This window comes from Mesorhizobium sp. M7A.F.Ca.US.011.01.1.1 (genome assembly GCF_003998295.1).
In the GTDB taxonomy this organism is placed as follows: domain Bacteria; phylum Pseudomonadota; class Alphaproteobacteria; order Rhizobiales; family Rhizobiaceae; genus Mesorhizobium.
In genome coordinates this window covers 22,424-37,118 of record NZ_RZRT01000041.1, presented here as the reverse complement: position 1 = coordinate 37,118, position 14,695 = coordinate 22,424, and the positions used below count along the sequence as shown (strand labels likewise).

The 14,695-nt window shown below is 64.0% G+C and carries 11 protein-coding genes; all 11 read right to left on the bottom strand.

Features of this window, described 5'->3' with window-relative positions; translation table 11 throughout:
• Positions 1 to 4 precede the first annotated feature (4 nt).
• The 11 genes from EOA13_RS27280 to tssF are packed head-to-tail and all read right to left on the bottom strand — an operon-like array spanning position 5 to position 14,695.
• Positions 5 to 964: a DUF4150 domain-containing protein gene (locus EOA13_RS27280; protein ID WP_127296684.1), complete on the bottom strand. Its 960-nt coding sequence runs from the start codon at positions 962 to 964 to the stop codon at positions 5 to 7.
• A complete protein-coding gene (locus EOA13_RS27275; RefSeq protein WP_127296683.1) occupies positions 964 to 1,986 on the bottom strand; it encodes a 3-oxoacyl-ACP synthase in 1,023 nt (340 codons plus the stop codon). The genes EOA13_RS27280 and EOA13_RS27275 overlap by 1 nt, the downstream gene beginning before the upstream one ends.
• Positions 1,983 to 3,086 carry a DUF2169 domain-containing protein gene (locus tag EOA13_RS27270; RefSeq protein WP_127296682.1) on the bottom strand — a complete coding sequence of 368 codons (1,104 nt, stop codon included), beginning with the start codon at positions 3,084 to 3,086 and terminating at the stop codon, positions 1,983 to 1,985. Before EOA13_RS27270 ends, EOA13_RS27275 begins: the two co-directional genes overlap by 4 nt.
• Positions 3,086 to 3,628: a type VI secretion system-associated protein TagF gene (tagF, locus tag EOA13_RS27265; protein ID WP_245490493.1), complete on the bottom strand. Its 543-nt coding sequence runs from the start codon at positions 3,626 to 3,628 to the stop codon at positions 3,086 to 3,088. Before tagF ends, EOA13_RS27270 begins: the two co-directional genes overlap by 1 nt.
• The gene (tssM, locus tag EOA13_RS27260; RefSeq protein ID WP_127296681.1) at positions 3,610 to 7,146 is read right to left on the bottom strand and encodes a type VI secretion system membrane subunit TssM; all 3,537 of its coding nucleotides are present in this window, start codon (positions 7,144 to 7,146) and stop codon (positions 3,610 to 3,612) included. Before tssM ends, tagF begins: the two co-directional genes overlap by 19 nt.
• A gap of 1 nt (position 7,147) precedes the next feature.
• On the bottom strand, positions 7,148 to 8,470 hold the full coding sequence (gene icmH, locus EOA13_RS27255; RefSeq protein WP_127296680.1) for a type IVB secretion system protein IcmH/DotU: 1,323 nt from the start codon (positions 8,468 to 8,470) through the stop codon (positions 7,148 to 7,150).
• A gap of 4 nt (positions 8,471 to 8,474) precedes the next feature.
• Positions 8,475 to 9,809 (bottom strand): type VI secretion system baseplate subunit TssK, encoded by a 1,335-nt coding sequence (gene tssK / locus EOA13_RS27250; protein WP_127296679.1) that lies wholly within the window; start codon positions 9,807 to 9,809, stop codon positions 8,475 to 8,477.
• Positions 9,810 to 9,849: 40 nt separating this feature from the next.
• Entirely contained in the window at positions 9,850 to 10,302 is a 453-nt protein-coding gene (gene tssJ, locus EOA13_RS27245; RefSeq protein ID WP_127296678.1) for a type VI secretion system lipoprotein TssJ, read from the bottom strand.
• Between the two features lie 3 nt (positions 10,303 to 10,305).
• Positions 10,306 to 11,775, bottom strand: coding sequence for a type VI secretion system-associated FHA domain protein TagH (tagH, locus tag EOA13_RS27240; protein WP_127296677.1), 1,470 nt, complete (start codon positions 11,773 to 11,775; stop codon positions 10,306 to 10,308).
• The gene (gene tssG, locus EOA13_RS27235) at positions 11,772 to 12,857 is read right to left on the bottom strand and encodes a type VI secretion system baseplate subunit TssG (protein ID WP_127296676.1); all 1,086 of its coding nucleotides are present in this window, start codon (positions 12,855 to 12,857) and stop codon (positions 11,772 to 11,774) included. The genes tagH and tssG overlap by 4 nt, the downstream gene beginning before the upstream one ends.
• The gene (gene tssF / locus EOA13_RS27230; RefSeq protein ID WP_127296675.1) at positions 12,821 to 14,695 is read right to left on the bottom strand and encodes a type VI secretion system baseplate subunit TssF; all 1,875 of its coding nucleotides are present in this window, start codon (positions 14,693 to 14,695) and stop codon (positions 12,821 to 12,823) included. Before tssF ends, tssG begins: the two co-directional genes overlap by 37 nt.

The following is a 14,695-nucleotide window of genomic DNA, read 5'->3' as shown; positions in this document are numbered from 1 at the left end:
TCCTTTAGCGTCTGCGGACGGTACTAGTGACCGTCGGCTTAAACTTGCCGGTAGCGGGCGCACGCGCTTGAGTGCTGGGTTTCTTGCTTTCCGGCCCGCTCATCATCGCCTGGAAATGGATGTCACATATCATCCTCAGGCATTCGATGGCAGGGTGCTCCTTGCCTCTCGGACCATCGGGGATGTTCTTGGCCTTTTTCATCGCTTCCATGTTGGCTTCGCGCACTTCCTCGTAGGTCGGGTTCGTGCCCTTTGCACGCTGCGCTTTCGCCCATTCACCTTGCGCCGCCGTCTTGCGGCCGTGTTCCGTATTGGGATCGGTGGCGTCTTCAATACAGACGCAGGGCGCGTCGTTCATAGTGTAGCTCGGCGTCGTGGCGATCGCCTGACCGCCGCGCGAATTCTGGAAACAGGCGTTCTGCAGGATATGGTCTGACTGTTGGTTCGACGCACATTCCTTGCTGGCATCGCCATAACGGTGCACCTTCATGCCGAGCTTTGCTAGGATGGAGGCGCAGGAGGCCCTTCCGACCTTCAGTTTTCCAATCTTCGGCCAAGGCGGGGCGTTGCCGGTTGGAGAGGCATGATTGTTGGTGGATACATCAGTCATGCGGCTGACAGGTTCGCCATCAGCCTTCACGTCGCTTGACCAGGCGACTGCATATTCCTTTCCGGTATTGACCGACGTTATGACGCCCTTTTTTGCCGCGCAGCCGGCCTCGGTGCCGCTGGTCTTGGTGTAGTAAGATTTGTTCTTCTGCGTGATGTTCTCGCCGCCGATCTTGACGGTGCCAGTGCCGTTGTCAGTGTCGGAATCAAGACCGAAGGACGGGTAGGGGATGGGTATGCCAGGCGGTGTTGCCGGGTTTTCCGGCGGTGTGAAGCAGACGTCCGGAAAAGCTGCAATCACCTTGTTGGACTGCGCCTTGCAGGCAACTTCGAGGCTGTTCGCGTAGACCGTCATCAGGCGGCCCTCACAGCAAGAATTGCCGCGCCGCAAGCACCCGCATCGTTGGATGCCTCGATCAGCACCGGGGTTCCTGCGGCGTAACCTTTGCGCGCCGCGGTGAACGCCATGCCGATCATCAGCGGAACGGCGGCAGCACCGATGTTGCCAAGAGATTCACCTGGCGACCAGAGATCTTGGAAGTCATGCCTGCCCCGCAGCAGCCGCAGACTTGCGAGCGCGGTCTGCTTGAACCAGTATTGCTCGCCGATGAGGTCGGCGATGCGATAGCCAAGCCGGTTCATCTCGATGCCGGTTTCTTTGAAGGCCATGCTATAGGCGGAGGTCATGCCATCGCCACGCAGCGGCAGATCCTCGACGTTATAGATCGATGCCTGCTCGGACGACAAGCCAAGTCCGAAGAGGCGAAAGCCGCCGCGCTGCGACTGTGTGCACAAAATAGCAGAGGCGGCCTCGCCCGGAATGAAGCCGTTTGGATTGTCTGTCGTAAGCAGGCGATTTTCGCCAAGATAGTAGGCGATCGCCGGGGCAGTCAGGTAGCTGTCGACGCCTGCGATCATGACATAGGGTGCTTCGCCCGAGACGATCATTCTGCGTGCCTGATCGAGTGCTACATGTCCGGAAGGACGGCCATGCGCGACGACACGAGAGCGCATACGAGGCTCGATTTCGACAATCTCGGCTATGCTGCGAAGCAGGCGCGCGCTGTCGCCAGTAGGATTTCCGGGGCGGTCCTTTTCCGCAAGGCAAAGGATGAGCGCGGTCTGGCCGCGCGCCTGCGGGATGCTTTCGAAAGCTTCGCAGATTGCGCCGGCGGCGAGGTGGGCCATGCGCTTCTCGCCGATCCAGCTGCGCGGCAGCGGCACCGGCGCGCCGATCAGCAAATCGGTGCCAGATCCGACGAAACGTGTCTCCTGGAAGCCGTCAAGCCTCGCACGCATCGCCGCACACGCGGATGGTGCGTCCAGACCGACCGCGGTCACCATGCCGATCGAGGCGATGTCGATGGCCGCGTTCATGCGTCTTCGACCTCATCTATGGGCGCGGTTCCATCGGCGCGTACATAATCCCGGCCGGCAGCGCGGGCGCGCAGCATCGACTCCGTTGGCGGGCCAACCCAGCACTCGGTGAAGTCGAGGATCGTGCGGTAGATCCGCTGCGAGACGCGCCAGACCAGCGAGAAGCGGCGGTTCTCCGGGTCGAACAAGACCGTGTCGGGGAGAAGGTCGGTCTCCAGGGCTTTTACTTGCCCTTTGAACAAGGTGATAGGCAGCGTACTTTTCGGCAAGCGGAAGCTCACGCGGCCTTCGGGCGTCAGGTTGACCAACTGGACCTCTTCAGCGCCGCGAGGAGAATCGATCTGCTGGTCGGGCGGCGCCATCTGAAAGTAGCGCTCGTCGAAATCCTGCGGCAGGAAAGGGAAGACATTGTCGATCCAATTCTGGTCGTAGGTGCCGCCATACTCGATCCGGCCCGGCCAGCCGCGGCCCATCGGGCCAAAGCTCATCGGCTTGTAGTCACCGAAGGGAGAGCGGATGTCTTCGCCGACAGCTTGCGTGTTCGGTAGCCGCAGGCCGGGGATGAGGCGCTGGTTCTTGGTCCGGGACCAGCCGGTTCCGACCGGGTTGTATTTGTAGCTGGCGGGGAGCTTGTCCTCCGCGTCCAGCCTGTCGACGCCGCCCCAAGCAACGTCGTAGGAGATGGGGAGTTTCAGGAAGGGCTGCGGCGACGTGGCTGTAAAGACCGGGCCGATTGAGCGCCATTCGCGGTGGCCGACGACCTCGAAAAGTTTTGACCAATTGCCAACCTTGATGCCGACGGGCACGCGCTCGGCTGGTCGTCCGCCCGGCGCATAGGCGCAGCCATTGGCGATCACGTCGCAGCGCGGTTTGCGGAAGGCGAAGTCCGTCTCCCACAGCGTGGCTGAGTAGCCAGGCACGCCGGTTTGTGTGTCGGCCATCACAAGCGGCATCTGTTCCGCCGATTTTTGCACCAGTCCGCCCGGCTTGGCGGGGAAGTCGAACGTGCCTTTGACGACCACGACAATCCACTCATGGCCGGCCTTGTCCATGCCCATGGTGAATTGGTGCGGATAGCCCATCTGGTTCCAGATATGCATCAGCCGGTCTCCCAATTGGCCGCGAAAATCTGCTCCAATGCCACTTGCGGCGATTGCGGATCGATGTCGAAAATGTCCGAACGGGCTGTCCACATCACCATATCGCTGATGACCTCCTCGCCCGGCCCGACAGGCGGCACCGGCAGTCCGGCGAGCGCTGCATCCAGTTCGTCGGGCGTCAATTCGCCATTCTGGGCCGCGATCGCCGCCTCTTCGATCCCGGCAAACCACGCCTCGGCGTCGGCCAGCCGAACCGGGGCTTCAGCAAGCTGCGCGACGACGGTCAAAGGGAATTGCCTGCCAACTCTGTCGGCACTCTGCAGGATGATGCCTGCCGATGCCCCGAAGGAAGCCGGGCCAGCCAGGAAGCGCAGCGTGGTAGCGCCTGGCCAGAATTCCGAGCCGAACAGCGGGACGAGATGCTGCGCCAGCCAGCGGTCCCAGCTGCGAACAAAGTCGCCCGACAGCCGGCGCGTTACGAAATCGCCGGTGGCGGGCATTTTGCCGTAGAAGCCGGGCAAGGTCATATCTGCGGCGGACATGAGAATTTCTTGAACATCTGGAGGTTGTAGGGGTTTTCGACGCTGGCGGCCTTGAGCTCGAAATCGGCGTACATGCCTTTCGTCCCCAGGCGCAGGCTGTAGACATCGGACAGCGAGGTTCCGGTGAATCGGCCGCTGCGCAGCATCCTCAGCCACGCCCAGCTGCCGGTCTCGTTGAGCATGATTTCAGGTGAGCCATCAATGGGCTGGAAGGCGAGCGAGATGACCCCGGTGCCGTCCTTGCCGGGCCAGGTCATCGGTTGCGGCCGCGTCGCGTTGTTGAAGTAGACGAGGGTCTGGCCATCGAGATTGAGCGTCACGCGCGTGACGTTCGGGGACAGGTCCTTCGGTTCGAGCGTGAAGCTCATCACCGGACCCGTACCCCCGGGAAAGAGATCGTCGCGTATCCGCCTGGCCTGTTCGAACGCTGCCAGCGCCGAAGGGTCGAGGCCAAAGTCGGCACGCCATTTCCACGGCTGGCTGGCGGTGTCTACGTAGCTGATCAAATGGTCGTTGATGAAGGCATCGATCAGGCCCGCCGGTCCGAACAGGCGGGCGAAGTCGCGAACATTGACGTCCACCGCACTTTCCGGACTGAATGGATAGCGGTCGTTCAGCGCTGCCTGGCAGAAAGGCAGTATGTCGGCGCGCCAGATGGCATTGAGTTCGGAGGTGACCGCCTTTTGCGTCAACCCGCTGGTGTCGCCGGCAACGCCGCCGAGCCAATCGTCGACCGGGTCGGGCAGGATTTGCGCTTGCCTGGCAACCGCCCCCGTCAGTTCGGCAAGGCCGCCTTGCTTCTTGATGGCATCCTGGGGGTCGGGATTGGCCGTGACCGTCTGCAACACGTTGGACAGCGCCGTCAGAGCCACCACCGCGGCGTCGAGTGCTGGCGGCTGGCCGTCGACCTCGGCAATAGCACCTTTGAGCGGCTTGAAGTGTTCCGCCACCAGGTTGCCGGTTAGATCCACCTCGTCAACTGAGCCCGCGCGTGGAAGCAGCTTTGCCCCCGTTTTGACGATCTTGCCGAGCTTGCCTAGCTTGCCGAGCAGTTTCGAGCCGCCCTTGGCTGCCGCCTTGTCGTCGGCCGGCGCTTCATCGGACCGGGTAAGCTCGGTCTCCTGAACGACCGCCGTGAGCAGGCGTTTCAGTGCTGAATCGGCGCTGGAAAGATCCTTCAGATTCTCACTGGCGACATTGAGGTCGCTCAACGGCGCCAGCCTCATATCGCGCAGGAAGCTGTCCCACTGTGCGATATAGTCGTCGTAATAGAGCTTCAGGATATCCTCGGACAGCGCCGACACCGATGTCTCGGAGTTCTCGGAGCAGCCCCCGGCGAAGACCGCCCGATCCAGCGCCGCTTGTGCCGCCACATCCTCGATGCGGTCGAGAATGGCGTCATGGAAGCCTGCATAGGTGAATGCTCCGGAAATGCCGACACGAAGCGTCTTGTCGGAACGCCGCGCAAACACCTTGCCTCCGTTGGGGCCGGCGAAATTGGCCGGGATCCACTCCTTGAGACCGCCCACCGCCGGATCGGCCAGCAACTGCTTGTAGGCACGCGCCGGCAACGAAATCGTGCATACCGTTTTTAACGCTTCGGCAACCAGGGCCTGGTCGGGCTCGATATAGCTTTCGTCGACCGTCATGCGGCGAATGGCGGCAAGCTGATGCTCTTCGGCATCGGCGGTTGGAAATGGGGCCGCGGCCGCGAATTCGGGCAGGCTGTTCACCCACCAGTTCTGGGCGTAGTCGGGATCCATCTGCGACAGACCCGTCATCATGCGATAGGTCTTGAGAGCGCCGAGCATGAAATCCGGATCGCGGATCTGCCGCCACATGGTGGCCTCAAGAAGGGCCACCATGTGCGGCTCAAGTACGTTGCGCAGGGCGTGATCGTACGTGTCGGTCTGAGCCCGCACCAGTTCCGCCGAGGCCGATGGCCCGAGCAGATCCTGTGGCGCGCCCGGCGGTGCCGTCCGGGCGCTTGCGACCGCGTCCATCGCTTCGAGCGCTCCGTCGATGGCGGGCTGCTGCACCGATGCCGGGCTTGCTACAGTTGCGGTCAGCGGCGTTTGCAGTGCCTCGAACTGGCTTGCCTGGGCCGTGATCGCGTTGCGGTTGTCGAAATAGGACCAGGTGAACAGCCCGCCGGCCAGCAAGGCCGCCGCAGCACATGCGGCCGCCGCGCCGCGCCACATCCAGACGCGGCGGCGCTGCGCCAGCGGATCGAACGTGCCGAGGCCGGCTTCCCTGAATATGACGTCGGTGAGCAGGTTCTTCAGGAAGAAGCTGCGTTTCTCGACCCTCGGCGCGGGCAGGGCCCGCCGTGGCGGCAGGCCGAAGGACGATGACAGCGCCGCGGTCAGCCGATCGATGGGCGCTCCTTCCTGCGTCGCCGATGTCAGATAGAGGCCACGCAGCCAGGCAGCCTCTTCATACCGGCTTTCGCCGAACATCGCCTCGACCAGCACCTGGATCGGTTCGGACAGGCTGGACAGCTGGGCAGGAAACCTGAAGATCTCGGCGCGGGCGGCGAGTTTGTCCTCGTCTTCCAGGCGCGGCACAAGCCGCCGCTCGAGTTCCGTCGCCAGCGTCGAAATTTCACGTTCGATGGTCTTGGCGTCCACACGTGTATCCAGTGCGAAAGTCGTTCCCCATACCTGCTCGCGCGAAGCCGTCGACAAGCCGCCGAAGAAAGCCTCGAAACCCTTGATCAGATCGGCCTTGGTCAGCATCAGATAGACCGGAAGGCGGATTTCGAGCCGGTCGTTGAGTTCGGCCAATCGGCGGCGGATCTTGCGGCCGTGCGCCTTGATCGCTTCGTCGCCCTCCGAAAGCACGTCGATCGAAAGCGCGACGATCACACCGTTGAGGGCGCGGCGGCCGCGATGCTTCTTCAAAAGGTCGAGGAAGCCCAGCCATTCCGCAGCGTCGACGTCGGGTTGGCTCTCCTGCTGGACATAGCGGCCGGCGGTGTCGATCAGAACCGCGCTCTCGGAAAAGAACCAGTCGCAGTTGCGCGTGCCGCCGACCCCTTGCAGATCGTCGGTGAGGTCGATCGGAAAATTCAGGCCGGACTGCCGCAAGGCCGTGGTCTTGCCGGTGGCCGGCGGCCCGACGATCACGTACCACGGCATTTCGCGCAGGAACTTGCGTCCGCCCAGTTTGCGGCGCTTCAGTTCGGCCATCACCTCGGCGAATTTGGCACCCACGGCGGCGACGTTCTCTTCGCCGGGGCTGAGCGGCTTTTCCGCCACGGGTGCTGCGATCTCGGCGACGAACATGCGGTTGGCGCGGATCGCCCGGCGCTGGGCGACGATCAGCCAGATCAGCCAGAAGATGACCAGCAGCGCGATGATGACGATGCGCACATTTTCGGAAGTGAAGGGTTCGTAAGGACCGACCCTGACGATCGGACCGAACACCCAGATGACCAGGGAAAGCAGCGTGATGCCGATCAGCGTCCACAGCCAGCGCGATGTCAGAACCGCCCAGAGGAAGCGCAGGATGAACATCTCACAGCCTCTTTTCGACAAGCACCTCGACGCGGCGGTTCAAGGCTCGCCCCTGGCGCGTGCTGTCGTTGGCCACTGGGTCGGTGGCGGCGCGGCCCTCGGAATGGACGCGGTCCTGCGGCACTCCGTTCTGGACCAGCATGTCGGCAATCGTCTGGGCGCGAGCCTCTGACAGCCGCTGGTTGGTCGACAGCGGATTGGTCTTTTGCAGAGGAACGCTGTCCGTGTGACCGACCACTGTGATGTTCCCGATCAACTCCTGATTGGCGAGGATCACCTTGGCGATCGACCCGATCAGGGGCTCGAAGCCTTCGGTCAGTTGCGGCCGCGACGACTGGAACAGTTCTGGGTTGGAAGCCTGGATGATCAGCTTGGCCAGCGAAACGCTCTCGGTGCCGCTGAGGGCGGATTTGAGATCGGCCGGCGCCCCGGCCTGAAATTCCGGCAGCAGCGCAAAATCCACTTTCTCCGGCGGCGGGGCATCGACCTTGGGCGACGTACGGCTGATGTCGCCTCGCGCTGGCGGCGGCAACGCGCGAACAAGTGCGGAAAGCTCGACCGCCTGGCTGCTCAGTCCCATCGACAGCCCGATATGGATTGCCGTGGCAACAACCGCCGCACCGAGCGCCATGACCCAGATCGGAACGATGAAGCGCTGCGGCTCGTCGGACGCGATCACGCCCTTCCAGTTTGGCGAGAGCGGCGCGCCTTCAGCGTCGGCATCGCGCAGGAAGCGTGCCGCCGCTACGCGTACGGCGTTGAGCGAGCGGTCGCCTGAGCGGCCGGGCACGCGATATTTGCCGCGAAAGCCGAGCGCCATGCAATCATACTGCAGCTCTAGCAATTCGCGATCGCGGTTGGGATGGCGCTCCAGTTCGTCGAGACGCGTGAAGAACTGCGTGCCGGCATCGACATCGCCGCGCAGCATGACCACAAGCGGCTGCCGAGGCCAGGCGCTGGCCCCGCCCCATGGCGTGTTCAAAGCGAGATCGTCGAGCAACGCCGCCACGACCCAGGCTGCCTGGTCGGCCCGTTCCAGCGAGGATCCGGTCGCCATTGCCGTGTCGCGTGCCCGAACCAGTTCTTCGAGCAATCGTGTGCGCAACGCTTCCGGGTTCTCCGGCGCCAGTGCGCTTTCAAGCTCGGGCGCGAATTCGAGCAAGGGCGCGAAAGCGTTGACGAGCGCGTTCGGGTGGGTTCGAGACCGCTTTACCGCCGCGCCCGGCAACAGCGGCGCCATCGGCCGCGGCATCGGCGCGCCGGTCAGCCTTATGCGGGTGCGTTCGCGATCCTCCGACAGTCCGAAAGGATCATCGCGGCTCATGATGTCACCTGTTCACCGAATAGCAGTCCACCTGCGGCTCGCTCGGCAACACGCCCGAAACGCCGATGACGAAGCCGGGAGCATCGAGCAGCGACGCCCAGTGCTCGCTTTTCTGGTCCAGCTCGAGGCACAGCCGATCGCCATCGTAAGGGATTTCGCGCGGCTGGGAATGCAGCGGTTTCAGCGGAATGCCAGGCAAACGCGATTTCCACAGGCCCTCGAACTGGTCGGCCGAACCGACGGTCGCCTGATTGACGAAGATCTTGCGCAACGCATCTTCCGACAGCTCCGAACCAACCCGGATGACGATGCGGCTGGCGACCAGCAGCTTCGGGTTGTCGATGCGGATTTTCCAGACATTGGTCGAATGCCGCATGACCGGCAGCGCCCGCGATTTCGGCTCGATGTAGCGCAGGCTGAGGATGAGCGAGCGCAGCGCATCCGCCAGCGCCATGTAGGCTGGGCCTGGGGCCATGTGATCATACGCGGGCAACTCACCCAGCCGCCGCGCGCTCGATCCGTAGGTAGCCATCGAACCGGCGAGCCCGGCAAGTTCCAGGTAGAGCTCGGCCGGATGGAAGACGTCCTGCGCCAGCATGTGGGCTAGCCGCGGCCGTGCGGCATTAGCGAGGTTGAGCATCAGCAGGTCTTCGACACTGCGCCCCGGTCCGCCCATCACCATCTTGCCATGCGCCTCGGCGATCTGGTCTAGTCCAGTGACGACTTCCTGAAGCAATTGCCGGTACCAGGCGACCGCGCCGGTCACCAGCGTCGGCGGCAGGAAGGTCTCGTCCAGCGAGACGCCGCCATCGGCTCGAACCCCCTTGAGGTCGGCGATCGGCAAGGCGGTGTAGCCGCCAACCGATTTGCCGGGTGCCAGCAGCAGCGCCTGTGGACGGGCGATTTCGATTTCTTCAGGATCCGAACCGCCCTGGACGGCGTCGCGCACCGAAACGATCCGCCCATGGTAGCGCGCTCCCGAGGCGGCGGCGTGTGCGGGATCGAAGCCGACACCGCCGGACGGCTCGAGCGGCAAGGCGACCAGCACCGATCCGGCGCCTGTGTTCGGGGTGACCGGCAACGGTCGCGGTGCGTCCATCATCTCTGGAATGGCGAAAGGTGTCCCATCCGGGAAGATGCCGCGAGCCGACAGGATGGCGACTTGGCCGGCATCGAGCAACGCCTGGTCCAGCGTCAGTTGTTGAAAGCCGAACGTATGCAACTGTCCGGCTTGCAACGCGCCGCGCACCGTCGCCTCGAAAAAGCGATCCTGCTGCTGGAAATGCTGGGTCCGCAGGAAAAGCCCTTCGGACCACAGCACCCTGTTTGCATCGCTCATGCCGCTACTCTCTGCATCGAGCTTCCCCTTGCCCTGGCCGCTAGGCGGAAATACCGCCGCTGCCAAGCGTGACATTGATCGTGAATTTCGATCCCGACGACACCGACTTGGTCGTGCGCCAGTTCCTGCCGGTCGGCTCACGGATCAGCGCAACGAAGCCCAGCGCCGCCGCGTCCGGTTCGACGGTGATGGTCTTGGATGCGGATTTCCCCGGCCCGACGGCGAGCTGGTCGGATCCGATGAGATCGCCTGCCAGCGCCGAGCCGGCATCGCCCTGCAGGGCAAAGTAGTCGGCGGAATTGAATTTGCCGGTGCTGCGGAGCCGCATGACGAGAACTGTCACCGGCCGGTCGCCGCCCCCTGGTCCCGGGTTCATGCCGGCCCCGCCGGACACGTTGACGGTGATCACCGAAGGTTTCGGCGGACCGCTCTGGCAAGCCGCAAGCAGTCCAGCCGCGCCCAGGGTAACAACGAATTGACGTCGATCGATCATGTCTCACTCCTCCTCATATGCATCCCGAAAATCAGCGCCGATTTCGCCAAGGAAGCTTTTCTCGGCGCTCTCGGCGATTTCGCGATGGCGTTTCTGGTAAAGCTCCCACAGCTTGGCGCTGCGCCCGCCCGCAAGCAGGTTGCCGAGCGCCGAATTTGACCTCAGCTCCTGCTCGATCGCCGCCGGCTCAAAACGGTCGACCATACGTCGCAAAGCGGCCTGCACGCCGCGCCAGGCGCGCACGTGGTGTTGCGCGAGATCCCGAACCGCGTCGGCGATTGCCGCTTCGCCGGCGAGAAATCCGGGGCTGCGCTCGGCGATAAGCGTGACGATGGCGTCGTCGACCGTAGGCAGGAACTTGAGCGGATTGACTTCGGATGCCCCGACCATGGTCTGGGCGACGCGGGCGTTGCCCTTTTCCTCGGCCCGCTTGCGCAGAAGCTGCATCAGGCCTTCCATCATCAGCCGGTATTCGCGGCCGAACTTCTCCATTTCCGCGACGCTGTCGCGCCCGGGGAAATCGGCTTCCTCGACACCCATGCCGCGCAGGAACGCGGAGCGAAGCGCCATGTCCCCCAGTTGCGCCGCTGCCGGCAGGCGGGCAGGTTTTGCGGCAGCGCCCGTCCGCGCTGGGGCGTCTGCTGCCTGCACAGGCAGATCCCAGGGATTGTCGGATTGCGGCCGTGAGGCGATGCGCTCACGCTGTCCGTTCGAGCCGACGCCGTTTGCCGAACTTGGAGCGGCCGCTGGTCCGAAACCAAAGTCATCATTGAATTCGGACGGCTTTCCGGCGGCGGGTTCAGTTGGGCGATTAAGAGAAGGCACCGGGTCGATGCTGAACGGATTCGCGAAGCTTGTCGCACTGCCAGTTTCGGGATGAGGATCAACGCCCGTCGACCCAGGCGTCGAAACCGGATCGAGACTGAACGGGTCATCGAAAGCAGGCGAGCTGCGCTGACTGGAAGCAGCACGCTCGAACGCGCCAGCAACCGGCTGCTCGAACGGGTTGGGCAGATCGGCCGGTCGTGGCCGTCGCGGCTCTTCCTCGACCTTGGCGGAAAAGAAGTCGTCACCGCCGATGCTTATCGGCCCCCGCGATGCCTGCGGCAGGCGTTCGGGAACCGGCTGGCTGGCTGCTGCCGGTGCCTGGGCGGTTGGCGTCTGCAGGTCGACATGGACGACATAGTCGCCAAGCCTCAACCGCATGCCGCTTTGAAGGCGCGTCGACTGGCCGGCACCGAGCGGGCTGTCGGAGTCGTTTATGTACAGTCCACTGCTCGACGTGTCGGTGACGAAATAGCCGTCTCGCCCGCCCGTGATCCTGCAATGGGCGCGGGAAACGAACATGTCGGGATCGTTGATCTGCCAGCCTGCGTCGGCGCTGCGGCCGATCACCAGCTCGCCTTCGTCCAGCCGGGCCTGTCGTACCGCCTGGGTGCGTGGCCCTTGCTCCAGCGTCAGCAGCAGGCTCATGCCGCGACCCCCGCCATTTCCGGCCGCCATCCGACAATTGTCCGCAGCCGCAGATCGTCAGCATCGCCCCTTTCGGCGGGCCGCGCAAGCCAGGCGGTCCGGCCGAGCTGGACCGCGCCGATACGCGGCGGCGGCACGGCTTCGCGCGCCAGCACGATGCGCAGGTCGACGTCGAGCGTCTCCCCGACCATGTCGCGAACGGCCTGCTTGAACAGTTTGAGGCGCGAGCCTCCCGGCAGGAACGCCTTGAACTCCTCAAAACCGAGAGGGCCGACGCGCAGCTCGATCCTGCTTTGGCGGTTGAAAACGCGCGGGCCGATCGTCGCTCCCCGGCCAAGCCCCGCATAGGCTTTCGCGAGGCGCGTCTGCAGCCCGGTCGGAATGGTTATCCAGGCGGCGATGAATTCCTTGATTTGAACCGGCACCCTGAAGGCTTCCGCCAGGAACAACGTCAGCCGTTCCGGACCATCGATCTGACTGGCGAGCGAAGCGGCCTGGCGAAGCTTGACGGTGTCGAGATCAGGGTTCTGGGTACCGGGAAGCCCGATCCCCGCCATCGCTTCAAGCATGGCGCGAACGCGGCCGCCGACCGCGCGCTCGACCTGGACCGCCGGATGGGCATCTGCCCAGGCGCGGTAGTAGAGGGCAATCATGCGGTGCTGAAGGATGTTGACGAAGTCCACGAAGGTCGTGTCGCTGGTCTGCTGTGCATCGGCGCCGGCGAACCAACGCTGCGACAGGCGGTCGAGCACCCAGCGCGTCAGATGCAGCGGCATTGGCCCCTCAGGTCCCAACAGACCGAGATTTGCAATCGTGACCCGGGCCGGTGCCTTGTCGCTGGCCTCGCGAAATTGCACCAGATCCCGCGCGGAAAAGGCAAGCCGCACATGCTGGCCGAGCCTTGCCGGCTCGCGGTCGGGGCGTCCGGAATGGCCGAACAGGCCGCTCCGCTGTTCGAGACGGCGCAGCAGTTCGAAAAAGTCGAATGCTTCAGACAGATCCTCGGCCCGGTCCGGGCCGGCCTTGTCTAGATCAGGCGTCTTGTCTAGATCAGGTAGCGATTGCCGGGCGTCATCGGCCATGGCACATCCTCCTGCTTCTGCAGCAGCCGCGTGCGGGTTCGCACGAAGCCGTTTATTCCGGCATGACGGGCAAACAGCCGCGCCAGCAAGGCCGACAGCAGCAAGGTGCTTTGCCCGGCCAGCACCGACTGATCGACATGCAGCGTCACTTCAGTGCCACGTCCGAAGCACATCGGCCCGTCGATCTGCAGTCGTTCGATGACCGACCGCGAGTCGATGCGCACGATCGAATGCACGTTGCGGGCAAGGCTTGGATCGCCCCGGTCGGCATAAAGATCGAGCAGCGCATGCAGCGGATCGACGCCGCGGCCGTCCTTGGCAAGGCTCAAGAAATTGAGCGCCAGCTGCGCCACCAGTCGCCAGGCGAGATCGTCGGCTCGGGATTCACCATCGGCTCCGGCGGGCAGTGCCGCGGGGATGGCCGGCTGCGGCGGCCGCAATGCGCCGAGCAGCCGAACGGATTCGACCGGGTCACCGGCCTCCAGCGTTAAGGTCGGATTGTCGTCGAGGATCGGCAGGTCGCGGTTGGTGCAAAGCGCCATGATGTCGAGACGCTTCAACGGCCGGTTCGCAGGGTTTCCAAGCGGCCGCGATACGGCCAGGAAAACGTCGTCCCCAGTGTATGAGGTGCGGGTCAGGCCGTCACGCCGTTCATCCTCCGTTGCCCGGCGTGAGCGCCGCTCCGTCGAATATACCCAGCCGCTGCCGCGGTTCTGCCCGAGGCTGAACAGCTCCGGTATCTCGGCGTCGCTGCCTTCACTGTCGGCATCCTCGACGCGCAGGACCCGATAGATCTCGAAGTCGCGCGCCCGCGTGCGGTCGGCGTGCAGCACCTGCCGCGTCTTGCGTTGATCGAGCTCGACGACGTTGCACTCACGCTCGAACAGATTGATGATCGGCGTCGCGAAAAGCTCGAAATCCGCCGGCGTCAGGTCGGCGAGTTCGGGAACCGGGCGGCGGAACAGGAAGATGATCTCCAGTCCGGCCTCGCATTTGCGCACCACCTGTTGCAGTCCCATGACCCGCGCATAGTGAAAGCGCTCCGGCATGATGAAGTATTCGCGCAGCAGGCGGTAGCCTTCGAATGTCGGGCGGGTGCGCGGCATCAAGGCCTCGTCGTCGCTGATGCCGACCATTTCGGGTGCCGGCAAGGGCGACAGCCGGTTGGTCTTGCCTTCCGGTCGTGCGCCAATGGCCACGCAAGCGCCGAAAATAGCGTCGAACAGAAGCGGTGCCTTGGTGCGTCCAGCAAAATAGAGGTCGAGCTGGTCGAGCGCCAATTCGTCGAGTTTGCCTTTTCCGGTCCGCGTCAGCGCGAGGCGCAGCGCCGCCTCGCCGGCGATGCCGCCGATCGGTCCGATGCCGGCCGCCGCCAGCGCGCTGCGATCCTGAAAATAGCTGACCGAAGTGATCGCTATCGGCCATAAGGTCATGTCCTGTGCGGTCGAGAACGTGCAGCGCGTCGACAGGCCGGGTTGCAGGCTGGAGACCAGCCGCGTGTTGCGCTTGACGACGTGGCCGGCCGGCATGATCTGCACCTGCTGTCCGGGTTTCAGCACCGCCATCGCCGTTGCCGGCGCCGGTGTGACGAGATCGGGATAGAGGACATCGAGCACGCTGCGCGAAAATCGCGAGCGCTCGGCGTCGACCTTTAGTCGGGTACGCGCGGCGAGGAAGGCGACACCGTCCAGCAGCCGTTCGACATAAGGATCCGGGCAGGGCACCGTATCGAGGGAGAGGTTGCGCGCCACCGCCGGATGCATGTCGGCGAATTCCGCCGCAAGGCCGCGGATATGGGTCAGTTCCTCCTCGTAATATTCGACGAAGACCCGGTCCAT